Origin of the sequence: Cytobacillus mangrovibacter, assembly GCF_042865275.1 — a bacterium.
Taxonomy (GTDB): Bacteria; Bacillota; Bacilli; order Bacillales; family Cytobacillaceae; genus Cytobacillus; species Cytobacillus mangrovibacter.
This window is the reverse complement of the sequence record NZ_JBIACJ010000005.1, coordinates 39,039-51,274: the sequence shown is the minus strand read 5'-3', so window position 1 is coordinate 51,274 and position 12,236 is coordinate 39,039. Positions and strand designations below refer to the sequence as shown.

The following is a 12,236-nucleotide window of genomic DNA, read 5'->3' as shown; positions in this document are numbered from 1 at the left end:
GAAAAAATTCGTGGTAAAAGATGGATGTTTTTTTGTTATGTATAGATATAACAAGACATTTATATAAACGGACATATCGGACATAAAACATACTTTTATGTTGATATTTCGAAATTTATATCGACAAAAAAGTATGAATAATGTCCCTTGTGTCTGAACATACTATATATAGAGGTGATAAGTATGGAAATTGATAAAGTTGGATTTAATCACAGATTAGTCTCAATGCTAAACGATCTCGGATTTCATACTGTCGAAGAATTGGTTGAATTGTTCAATAAGATGGGATATGAAGGAATAAACAAAGACCTTCCACTTCCTTCGACAGATGACCCCGATTATATGCACATCAAAAACAGAAGGAGAGACCGTTTAGCTAGCTTTAAAAAGCGGGTTGTCCCAAGGTTAATTGAATTAGGCTATATTGAGGATTTACCAAGCCCCGAGCAAATTGAACAAGAAACAGGCAGAAAATTACTTGGAATCGTTGATGCGGCAAAAATCATAAAATGCGATCCAGGTACCCTTGAACAAAATTACTTGGGGACTATTATTAAAGAAACTTCATATATTGTCGCTTATGAAGATTTTTTACCCCACAAGGTTCAGCAAAAATACCTCTTCTTTGAAGATGATTTAAAAGAAATTTCTTCAAGGTACGCATTTAATCTTACAGAAATCGCTAGTGAATTAAACATTAATTCTAAGAACCTGGCCCAAACATTAAAAAGAAAATTATCCGATGAAGAAATGAAATTTGCTCAGCTTAACATGAGACATTGGAACAAAGAATGGATTGTGAATAATATTGAGGAAATTATATCCAGGAAAAATAAGTCATATTTAGAAGGTGTAGATTATACGATTTACTTTAGTAATCAATTGAACAGTTTAATCGATTCTTATTTCAAGGATCGTTTAAAAGGCGTTGAAATTGAATTTGATGGAAAGACATATTTTCCTGAACCAATAAAAAAAGAGACAGCTGCTAAACGATATAGAGGTGCACTTGAGAGATACTTTTATAAAGTTCTTTGCGGAAGAGCAGGAATTGAAAATTATTGGGGAATGGTAACAAAAAATTCATTTAGGGAATTAATGCCAGAAGAAGAGGCTCGGATTCGTGAATTGAATTTTGACCTTTCACAATTTGAATCGAATGACCTCCTTTCAATTTATAAAGGGTTAAAATCGGATGGTTCTAAAAAGGCTTGTACCAATGTATTAAAGCCATTTCTCTATTATTATCTTATGAAAAGGGAAGAAGAATATTATGAAAAACTAGAAAGAAGTTATAATGAAAGCTTCGTATTTGACAGTAAAATGGAGCGTGACAAACTATTCTTAATGAAAAGGCGCTTTGATAAAGCCCTTAAAAACGAAACACCAACAAAAGCTTCTAAGCCACTTAATCCAAGAGTAAAGTTTTACGGTACTAGAAAAGACATAGTTGAATGTTTTAAGACTTTGCTTCGGAACGAAGTTGGTGCGATTAATGGAGGTTTACGGTTTCCGATTAAGAGTGCTGCTGTAATGTTAACTGGATTTTTAACAGGTATTCGTCCACTTGAAATGATTGAAATTGATATTGACAAGCATTTAGATATTGAAAAAGATCCAAATCACCCAGACTTTGGATTTCTAAAAAAGTATCTCTTTTCTGAAACTGAAAATGATTTTGTGCGAACAAACATTAATGACCCTGAAGGTTGGTCTAGACTTTGGATTGATGAGGAAATAAGTAAAGGGACATATTCTCCATCCCCTGAATATGGGACTATAATTGTTCCAAGACTTGCTGATTTCTTAAATTACTATCTACGTTGGTTGTATGGAAGACAATTAAGCAAATTCGATAAAGGAAAAGGTTACCTCTTCCGTTCCGATGAACGTATTCCAAGTATGCAGTACCGTAATCCGAATTCACTAACTACGTTCATTAGAAGATGGAGGCACGAATTTCCTTTTCTTGATCCAGAAGAGGTATCAAATTTTGCTTATTATGAAACACGTCATACAGTCAACAATTTAATTATCAACAAGACCTTGATTCGCGATCCCCAGATTAACGAATGGAAGGTAAGGGTAGCCGAGATTCATTGTCGTCACAGTATAGGAAATGATCAAGGATTTACTCACAGCCTAAGTTCAATAAACAAAGAGCACTATCAAGAAGCTGTCCCATTGAAAATTTATTATAGTGTTCTTAAAAATGCACTGGACTTTCCTTTCGAACATTCTAAATTAATAAAATGGGAAAAAGTGAATAATCCATTGGGTGTTGCCGAATATAAGGGGAAAGATTTATCAGATGGCGAGGTTATGAATGAGGTTCAAATCGAAACGGAAGAACCAATTCAAACTATAAATGAAGTTGATTTTGAAGCATTTGAAGCACTGAACTTAGAATTACAAAAGAACAAAGAAATGCTTCAAACACTTGGAATTCCGCGTCTCGCTAAGAAAGAATATGGTTTAGAGAAAAAAGATCGATTAAGCAAGATTGAGGAAGTTAAGAAGATTATCGCCAATTTAGAGAATGACATGGATAAATTAAAGGAGCGGTCATTAACATGATGAGTTACACCGATTTTATGGATTATTGTCAGAGGATGGGGTTAGACCCATTCTCTTACTTAATGCCAACCAATGTTTTTAAAAAAGTAGACGATAATGCTCAATATGAAACAAGTGACATTGCAGAGTATATGGAATTAAGCGATCGCCAAGTAAGACGCATTTTGTTAAAGGGTAAAGCTAAACTGATTCGCATGAAGCCTTTTACATGTACAGGGCTTGAGGTTAAACAGGCAGTTTTTCAAAATTATTATAAATACATAATGAATAATTTTCCGTTAAAAAAATGAAATTGATTAAAAAAACCACCAGACAGTATAGGTGGTCTACGAATTTGATAAATTCTCTCTATATGGTTTATATTCTATTGAAATGTGTGAATGTCATGAATGAGGAAATTTCGTTCAATTGAGCAGTTTGGCGTGTATAAAAATTCAAATGAAGAGAAGTTATTTTTGAATATTTTTCCTTTGGAAAAAGCCAACAAGCTTTTCTTTTTGATTGTCAATTTGGCATGCTCTTTCTCTTTGCCAAATAATTCAAGGCGAAACCATTTGATAGAAGGAGAATAAAAAATCGGTTTGGGATTTCCAATTCCAAAAGGTTCTAAAGCAGCTAAATCATCAAAAAGTGTGTCAGGAAATTGTTTAATATCCATTTGATCTGCGTAGTGAATGATTGATTCAATCTTTGCCCCATTTCCCGTTGTAAGCTGTATGTCTCTTCTAAATGCGTCTATTTTCTCTAAATCAATCGTTAGACCAGCTGCCCCTTGATGGCCTCCGTACCTTTTTAAGTGTACTGAGCAGTCATTAATCGGCTTTATAATAGAAAAATTTGAACCCTGTAAGGTTCTTGCGGAACCAATGCCTGATTCTGAAATCACAATTGCGGGTTTTTTGAAATTCTCCGTTATTCTTGCCGCGATAATCCCAATAATCCCATTGTGAAAATCTCCATCTATCACAATAATCCTATCTTGGTTCCATCCTTTCCTGATAATTTCTTGTTCCGCTTGCTTGTATTGCTCGCTCGTTAACGCTTGTCGCAAACGATTAATGGCGATTAAACTTTTCAGCTCTTGTTGGCTTGCAAAAGGATTCGTTAATAACTGAACAGCGATATTTGGATCATCAATACGACCAACAGCGTTAAAAATGGGGGCGATTTGAAATCCTATTTTGCTGCTGTCAATATGAGAAATATGCAACAAATCAAATAAATTTTCTAAAATTGGATTGGGATTATTATTCATCTTTTGAATCCCAAGCCAACAGATGGCTCTGTTTTCTCCATTAAGAGGCATTAAATCAGCAATGGTTCCAAGTGTTGCCCATTCAATGTAATCCCAACAATATTTTTCCCAAGAGAAATTGGATGTTGCTTGAAAGAGTGCTTGTACTAATTTGAAAGCAACTCCTGCTCCAGAAAGATTAGGGTAGGGGTATTTATTATCAAAGCGCTTTGGATTAATAAAGGCATAAGAGTTGGGAAACTCGCCTAGAATTTCATGGTGATCAGTGACAATCACGTCAATTCCTTTTTCTTTCGCCACTTTCATAGCGTCATACGCACTCGAACCATTATCAACGGTAATGATTAGCGAAACGCCCCGATGAGATATTTCCTCGATTGCTTTTGGAGAAATTCCATATCCCTCATGTCTAATCGGTAAACGAAAGGATACATTTGCTCCAAAGAATTTGAGACCTTTATAGAGTAATGTTGACGAACTAATGCCATCCACATCGTAATCTCCAAAAATCATGATGGGTTCCTTTTGCTTCAGAGCTTGTATAATTCGTATGACTGCTTTTTTCATATCATTTAATAAAAAAGGGTCATGTAAATCACGAATGGAGGGATATAAGAATTTCCAAATTTGGTCTTCGGTTTGGATTCCGTTCTTAACTAGCCCAAACATTAAGATTGGATTGATTGATGTTTGTCTTGCTAAATAATGAATCAAATCTTTTTTTGAATGAGTATCTAGCGATGGGATAAAGGGTTGCCAGATAGTATGATTACTAATCGTCACATGAACAACTCCAAAAATAATTGTTATCACAATTATTTCCAAAATTAGTCAACTTTATACCTTCAGTTTTGATTTTGGAAAAATATGAAATTTAATAAGATTCTTGCTATAATTATATTATACAAAGAATGGAAAGTAGGTTAACGATATTGGGGGATATTGCAACTAAAAAAACACTTACACTAGAAAATTTAGAAGTGGCATGTGACAAGTTTGATCCATACATAAAATCTATTAGAGAGTCTATACCAAAAGTTGGTGAGGACGATGTACATTTTGAACATGATTTGAATAAGAAAAAGTGGAAGAAGGCTTATGTCATTGCTAAAGAAGTGTTCAGCTGGAGATCACTCATTATCTTTCCTGTTACTGGTTTAATCTGGTGGTTTTTCAGCATAGATATTTTGTTTGGATTTATTATATTATCGTTTGTACTTACAGTTATTGTGCTTTTTTTAATAAATTATGTATTAAAAATAAAAACATTGTTTGATATGACTGATGAAAGTAAAAAGGATTTCTTCCATTTTCGTGCCTATGCAAATCACCGAAGAGAATATGATGTGTTTGCACATTTTTTAATTAATGGCAATGTATTTCGGTTCAAACAAGCGCTTGAGTTATTTAAAGATTGGGATAAAGAAATTGAAAAGAAAGACGAAATGATATTAAAATTTGAAAAAGATTTGAAAAAGATGGCGAATGATTCTGTAAGATTACCTGCTGAAGCAGAGCAAGAAATAGAATTTGTAAATTCCTTGTCTGAAAAATTATTAGAAAAGATTCGTCGAAAAACAGAAGGCGTATTGTCTTTTAGTACGATGGAATTAGTGGGGAAATATGCTATCTATCGATTAGAACAAGAGCAACTTATCATTGAGTATGCCTCTGTTGTAAGTAAAAGCATCCCTAAAACAGTGGATTTGGATGATAAAGAAATGAAAAATCGTTCATTCATTAAGATTTTAGAGTCAATCTATGATTGGGAAACGGACAATCATTCAACCATTTCGTTTGTTGTTGAATTGAATGGTGTAATTTATGTCTATACTGTAATTATTAATGAACGGAATAAGCATGCATTGAATCCTCAATCATCTTCAGGTAAAATGAATATAGATAGACTTGCGGATGTAGTTTCAACAGCCTTTAAGTTGTACGAGTATAACACTAGTAAAAAGAAAAGGGGCTGATTCGTATGGGTAATGTAATTGTTAAGGTTAGTGGACGCAAAAAACGATCAAGCAACGCTGGAAAAAATATCAGTGCTTTCGAAAGAATCAGACGGGAAAGACAAGAGGAAAATAAAAAATTACTAGAACAATACGATAAAGAAATCAGAAGAGTCGTAAATACTCGATAAATATAGCAAAGAAAAAGACGAAGGATTATGTTCTCCTTGCGTCTTTTTTTGTGTACTTATTATCGATGTATTCTATATGATTTTTTAATGCTTCCAAGTCTTTAAATAGGTTAGAAAACTCTTCATTAAGTTTAGCCATTTCTTGTTGTAGATATGAAGGTTCGTTATAATTGCCTCTTTTTTTTCTTAAGTGTAATGGGTAGACTTTCATCTTAAAACTCCCCTTCGATATTTCCATTTATATTTATATTTACCCTACTACCTAACATAATATGTTAGTTTTTGAAAATATCCTTCGCTTTCTGATTTAAAATCAATCCCCAAAAAACATTAAAATAGGGGGGCTGACACTATGGTAGTTAAATCATTTAAAATGAAGAAAAAATGAGATTGAAATTTTAGGGGGAGACGAGAGTGTTCACCGACTCATTATCGATATTTTTTGAAAGTAGTGGACTAGGAAGTTATTTGGAAAAATAGGAATTACCTTTCGGAGGTTTGAAATGGCACTGCTTCATTATGTTTTTTTTATTGACGTATAAAATTAATGAATTTGTGTTGATATAAGGAACCGATAAAAATCCAATCAGGACAATAGGAGTTATGAAAAGGAGCGCAAGCTCCTTTTTTTTAAAACTTCTAATCATAAAAACTTGCATTTTTGATTACAATTTAACAATTAAGGCAGCTTAAATTAAAGAATTCAGGCAATTCCCTATTATTAGCCGATATGTCATAATAGTAAAATAGACATAGGAATAATATGGCATTCTTTTATCGAGAAGAAAGGAGAATTTTTCCGTGAATGATGTGAAATTGGACAAGAAAATTGAAATGTGGAAATCACGACTTTTAGATTTCTCTAAAAGAAATCGATTAATAAATTTTAAAACTACTAAATCAACGATAAGAGTTGATGCTAAAACTTGCGAGGTATTTGATCTTTTAAATAATGAAAAAGAATTAATGGTGAATGCTCACATTGATTTAGAGAGAGAGGCAAGGAAACAAATCCAAGTCGCTAATAAAAAGGAACTCAGCAAAGAAGAAACAGACGAAATGGTTTATAAAAATATCATCAAATTAAAACAGAAACTTGAAAAACAATTAAATGAGATTCGATTAAAAGGAAAGTCATCAATTGATGAAAAAGGGGTCAACACGCTTTATTTGGCGTGCGGTTTTTTAAATTGGACAGAGGCTGAGCAAAGCAATATTATTCTAAAATCTCCCCTGTTCCTAGTTCCATTATCTTTATATCGAGATACGGCAAGAGAACCTTACTATATGTATAAAGCAGATGAAGTGATTTTTAATCCAGTTTTGGAACAAAAACTAAAAATCGATTTCGGAGTGAAGATAAGTTCCCTTGAAGATTTAGAATACGAATCATTTGATGATTTGTTAAAAATATATTCAGAGCAAGTAAAAATTGAAGATAATTGGATGGTTACATCGGAGAGCTATATCGGGTTATTTTCTTTCAATAAGTTAGTCATGTTTAAGGATTTTGAGCAATATGAAGATTATGTAAAGGGAAACACTTTTATACAGACCTTGGCTGGCATTAAGCAAGAAAAAGACATATGTGACCGCGAAAATATTGAGGATATCAAAATAGCTGACCATAAGGGAACATCGGAGCAATCATTTCAAATATTAGACGCAGATTCGAGTCAGCAGGAAGCTATTTTAGCGGCGAAAAACGGTGTTAGTTTTGTGATTCAAGGACCTCCAGGAACTGGAAAGAGCCAGACCATTACAAACATTATCGCTGAATCGTTAGCACAAGGAAAAAAAGTATTATTTGTCAGTGAGAAAAAAGCTGCATTAGAAGTGGTGAAAAAAAGAATCGATGAAAAAGGTCTTTCGGATTACTGTTTAGACTTGCACAGCCATAATGCCAACAAAAAAGCGGTTTTAGAGGAATTAAGAAAATCAATCGATCAAAAACAATCGCCTGATTATAAGTCTCCATCTTTCTCAGAATTTGACGAGATTAAGCATAAACTAAATCTATATGTGCGAGCACTGCATCAAACGGTCGATCCATTGAACGAAACAGTGCAAAAAATACATGGAAAATTATCAGCGTTGCATGATACACCTGTGGTGCTTTTTGATATTCCCGAAGTTCAAAAAATTAATAATGAACGATTAACGGAAATGAAAAAGACCTTAATCAGACTTGAAAAAATGAAAAGTTTAATCGGTAAAGAGGATGAACATTTATGGAAAGGAGCAATTCCAAAAGACTCAACATTTGATTTGGAATCCAATATTAAAGCAAATTTTATTATTTTAGCAAAAAATATCAGAGATTTATATGATGAGTTTAAAAAAACCGCGAATATGGTGTCTTTTGAAGGGGAACTCTCTCTAGGTGGTATTGACCATATCCTTGACTTAAATACAATGATTATCAATAAACCTGACGCACCGAGCAATTGGTTCGGTTCAAATGGAAGAGAATTATTAGAAAAAGCTAAGGATCAATTTGAACACTTTGAATCCTTATTTTCATCTATAAAGATTATAAAAGAAGAACTTTTTTTGAAATATAAAAATGATATTTTGAATATCGATCATCATAAAATTCACGATACTATTACTTCAAAATACAAAAAAGAAATTCTGAATTATACAGATGACTATGAAAATTTCATCGATAAATCATTTAAAAACGAGCAGAAAATCAAAAGTTCAATCGAAAAAATAATTCAGTTCTATTATGAAATAGACAAAATAAATAAGAAATTTCAAACTTTAACCAGGGTACATACGAAAAATATAAATGAGAAAGACATCTTTTTTTTGGAGAAACTTTATGATTTTATCAGAGATAATCCTCAGCCGACAAAAGAATGGTTTGAAATGGAGAAAAAAGATGAAATCAGAAAGATAATTAAAGAAAATATTCAATTATTCCAATCATTCCATGCAGAAAAGCAAAAGCTCGAAACAGATTTTGATTTAAAAATTTTAGAAGAGGATTTAGAAGGGATTTTAAATCGATATATCCAAGAATACTCTTCTTTTCTTCGCCATTTTAATAAGAATTTCAAAAGAGATAAAACATTAATTAAATCGTATTTGCTTGATAAAAAGAAACTGCAACATGAAAAAATAATTAAAGAACTTCGTTCATTAAACTCGTTAAAAGAAATGAAGAATCAAATTGCTGAGCAAAACAGCTACTTATCGGAGCTTTTCGGAAGAGGATTTAATAGCGAAAAAACAGATTGGGAAATGATTTCATCACATGTTGAAAAGATATTTTCGTTGAATACATTCTTAATGAACGAAGACAAAAAAGACATTTACTTATCATTTGTTCTGCAATTAGAAAATCAGACAATCATAGATTTTAAAGAAATTATCGATCAATTAAGGTCTCTATATCAAAGTTTTCATGAAGAAGTCCAAAACTTGCGAATAGAATTTATGCCAAAGCTATGGGAACTAGATGAAAATACAAATTTCTTAAACTTTGAAAGTGAGTTTCATGAAATAATTGTTTTTATCAATGAAATCATTAACGCTAAAAATGAAGTGGAGGCTTTGTTATTAAACAGTTCCGATATCCATTTGAAAAAAATTGAGGAATTGTTTTCTACGGTAAATGACATAAACCACATGGAAGGGGAAATAGAAAATCAGTCAGACACCCTTTCATTGCTCTACGGAAAGATGTTCAAAGGCTATGAAACAGATTGGTATTCGGTCAAAGAAGCGATCAATTGGACTGTGAACGCTGAAAAGAATTATCAGGGATGGTTTCCAATAGCTTTCGTTGAAGTAATTAATGACCCTGATAAATTTGCTTACTTCTCATCAAATTGTTCTCAGCTAGAAAGAAAGAGAGAATCATTGGAAAAGCAAATCAATTTTTATCAAAAAATATTTCCTTTCGATGAAAAGAAATTCAATGGACAGGCATTTTTTAATGCACAATTATCTCAGATGGCTTTTATTCTAGATTTGCTAGCGGAAAATGCAAATAAACTTCAAGAATGGATTACCTATCAGGAAGCTCGTAGCAATGTATATGAATTAGGGCTTAAAGATTTTATTAATAAAATGATCGAAGAAGATCAGTTAAATGCTTCATTTGAAAAGGTCTTTTTAAAACGGTTTTATCAATTATGGCTAGATAATGTGTATAGTGTATTGCCAGCGTTAAAACATTTTCGAATCGACCAGCATGAAAGATTGCTTAAGGAGTTCAAGGAATTTGATGTGTTGCAAATTGACATTAATAGTGCTAGGGTACATGAAATATTAACAGATCGAAAAGAAAATTACGTAGAAACTACTGCTCACCTAAGTTCCGAGTTCGCTATTTTAAAACGTGAAATTCAAAAGCAAAAAAGACATAAATCGATTCGGAACCTTTTTTCAACCATGCCAGACTTAATTATGGCACTTAAACCTTGTATGATGATGAGTCCGCTTTCTGTCTGTCAATTTATCGATCCATCAATATTGAACTTTGATGTGGTCATCTTTGATGAAGCCTCCCAAATCAGACCAGAGGACGCCATCGGAACAATCATGAGAGGAAAACAATTAATTGTTGCTGGGGACGATAAACAGCTTCCTCCGACATCCTTTTTTGCAAGCCAAATTGAAATGGATGATGAATTTATCGAAGAAGAAGACGAAGAGATTTATGAAAGTTTTGAGAGTATTTTGGATGAATGCTTGTTATTTATGCCTCAAATTTCATTGAAGTGGCATTACAGAAGCAAGCAGGAGTCATTAATAGCTTTTTCCAATAAAGAAATTTATAACAACGAATTGTACACTTTTCCAAATTCTATTCAAAGTGAACATGATGGCATATCAAATATTTATGTAGAGGATGGCGTTTATGACCGAGGAAAGTCAAAAAAGAATTTGAAAGAAGCAGAGAAAGTTGCGGAGCTTGTTTTTGAACATATTAAAAGATCAAAAGATCGTTCACTTGGAATTATCACATTTAGTGAACCCCAACAAATTGCTATACGGGACAAGATTGATGAATTTAGAAAGCAGCATCCTGAACATGAAGATTTCTTTAGCGAAAATCATCTTGAATCGTTTTTTGTCAAAAACATTGAAAATGTTCAAGGAGACGAAAGAGATACAATCATCATAAGTGTAGGATACGCAAAAGACGTTCATGGTCAAATGTATTATAACTTTGGACCGCTTAATCATGATGGGGGAGAAAGAAGGTTAAACGTAGCTGTCTCTCGGGCAAAAAAGGAAATCAAAGTTGTTTCAAGTATTCTTGATATCGACTTAGATGATGCTAAATTAAACAAACGGGGAACAAAGTTATTGAAGAGTTATTTAGCATATGCGAAAAGCAATGGGGAATTCAGCTATAATGCTGGAATCGAAGATGATGCTGATTTTGATAGTCCTTTTGAAGAAGATGTTTATCGAACACTACAAAGAAAAGGTTTAGAACTAAGAAAACAAGTCGGATGTTCTGGTTATCGCATTGATTTGGCGGTCGTTGATCCACAATTTCCAGGTCAATATATTTTAGGCATTGAATGCGATGGTGCAACCTACCACTCTTCAAAAACTGCCAGAGACCGTGATAGATTAAGACAATCCGTTTTAGAGTCTTTGGGTTGGAAAATCGAAAGAATTTGGTCACAAGATTGGGTGAAAAGGAAACAAGAGATAGCAGATTCGATTGCAAATAAAGTGAGAGATATAAACAGTGTAACTACTTAATTAGAAACACAAATTTATAAAGCAACCCAAAAAGAGATCACCATGAGATTCGATGAAAAACTTGGGATATATCGCCAAACTCTTTTTGTACTAAGACAAGTTGGTCACCTCATAGATTGTCTTAGAGGTGATTGGAGCTTGGGAAAACAACTTGAATTTGTCTATCACCCCAACCCAAGGAAAGTTGATGAGGAAATTGTCAGAGAGGTTCATTATATGCTAGCGCAGTTCCTCGTCAAAAAAGCCTTGAAGAAAGCCACTTAACCTTGTGTTAGGTGGCTTTTTTATATTAATTTACGGGTGAAGATTTGTGAAAGAAAGGATACTTTTGAAGTATATCCATGGTTTTACCAGAATCTTTTTTAAATGATATTGCGTTTGAGTAGCATGATGTGTGAGTGAGCGTATTTGCCTCATCTAATACCACCTCATCTGCGTAATCGAAATAAATACCACACTCAGGACAACGAATATCCAATTCTTTTTCCCTCCCTGAAATATTTCATACTTGCTTCGATAACTGTC

7 protein-coding genes are annotated in these 12,236 nt (G+C 33.1%); 5 read left to right on the top strand and 2 right to left on the bottom strand.

Going from position 1 to position 12,236, the window contains the following annotated elements:
* The first annotated feature begins 183 nt into the window (after positions 1-183).
* Together ACFYKT_RS10575 and ACFYKT_RS10570 are read left to right on the top strand one after the other, a co-directional pair.
* Entirely contained in the window at positions 184-2,577 is a 2,394-nt protein-coding gene (locus ACFYKT_RS10575; protein ID WP_066396167.1) for a hypothetical protein, read from the top strand.
* Complete coding sequence (locus ACFYKT_RS10570) at positions 2,574-2,867, top strand: hypothetical protein (protein ID WP_066396164.1); 294 nt, start codon at positions 2,574-2,576, stop codon at positions 2,865-2,867. Before ACFYKT_RS10575 ends, ACFYKT_RS10570 begins: the two co-directional genes overlap by 4 nt.
* Positions 2,868-2,941: 74 nt before the next feature.
* On the opposite strand, the gene recJ is transcribed toward ACFYKT_RS10570, so the two are convergent.
* Positions 2,942-4,657 (bottom strand): single-stranded-DNA-specific exonuclease RecJ, encoded by a 1,716-nt coding sequence (gene recJ / locus ACFYKT_RS10565; RefSeq protein ID WP_389219270.1) that lies wholly within the window; start codon positions 4,655-4,657, stop codon positions 2,942-2,944.
* A 107-nt stretch (positions 4,658-4,764) separates the two neighbouring features.
* On the opposite strand from recJ, the gene ACFYKT_RS10560 reads away from it, so the two are divergent.
* Positions 4,765-5,808, top strand: a complete 1,044-nt coding sequence (locus tag ACFYKT_RS10560; RefSeq protein WP_066396161.1) for a hypothetical protein — start codon at positions 4,765-4,767, stop codon at positions 5,806-5,808.
* 5 nt (positions 5,809-5,813) lie between these two features.
* Entirely contained in the window at positions 5,814-5,978 is a 165-nt protein-coding gene (locus ACFYKT_RS10555) for a hypothetical protein (protein WP_157087836.1), read from the top strand.
* Between the two features lie 25 nt (positions 5,979-6,003).
* Here the strand turns inward: ACFYKT_RS10555 and ACFYKT_RS10550 are convergent, their stop codons facing one another.
* Positions 6,004-6,189 carry a hypothetical protein gene (locus ACFYKT_RS10550; RefSeq protein WP_066396158.1) on the bottom strand — a complete coding sequence of 62 codons (186 nt, stop codon included), beginning with the start codon at positions 6,187-6,189 and terminating at the stop codon, positions 6,004-6,006.
* Positions 6,190-6,779: 590 nt separating this feature from the next.
* On the opposite strand from ACFYKT_RS10550, the gene ACFYKT_RS10545 reads away from it, so the two are divergent.
* A complete protein-coding gene (locus tag ACFYKT_RS10545; protein WP_066396156.1) occupies positions 6,780-11,711 on the top strand; it encodes a DUF4011 domain-containing protein in 4,932 nt (1,643 codons plus the stop codon).
* The last annotated feature ends 525 nt before the right edge of the window (positions 11,712-12,236 follow it).

Excerpts from the sequence above, each read along its gene's own strand:
- ACFYKT_RS10550 (WP_066396158.1), bottom strand. The coding sequence starts at position 6,189 with ATGAAAGTCTACCCATTACACTTAAGAAAAAAAAGAGGCAATTATAAC.
- ACFYKT_RS10555 (WP_157087836.1), top strand. The coding sequence starts at position 5,814 with ATGGGTAATGTAATTGTTAAGGTTAGTGGACGCAAAAAACGATCAAGC.
- ACFYKT_RS10575 (WP_066396167.1), top strand. The coding sequence starts at position 184 with ATGGAAATTGATAAAGTTGGATTTAATCACAGATTAGTCTCAATGCTA.
- ACFYKT_RS10570 (WP_066396164.1), top strand. The coding sequence starts at position 2,574 with ATGATGAGTTACACCGATTTTATGGATTATTGTCAGAGGATGGGGTTA.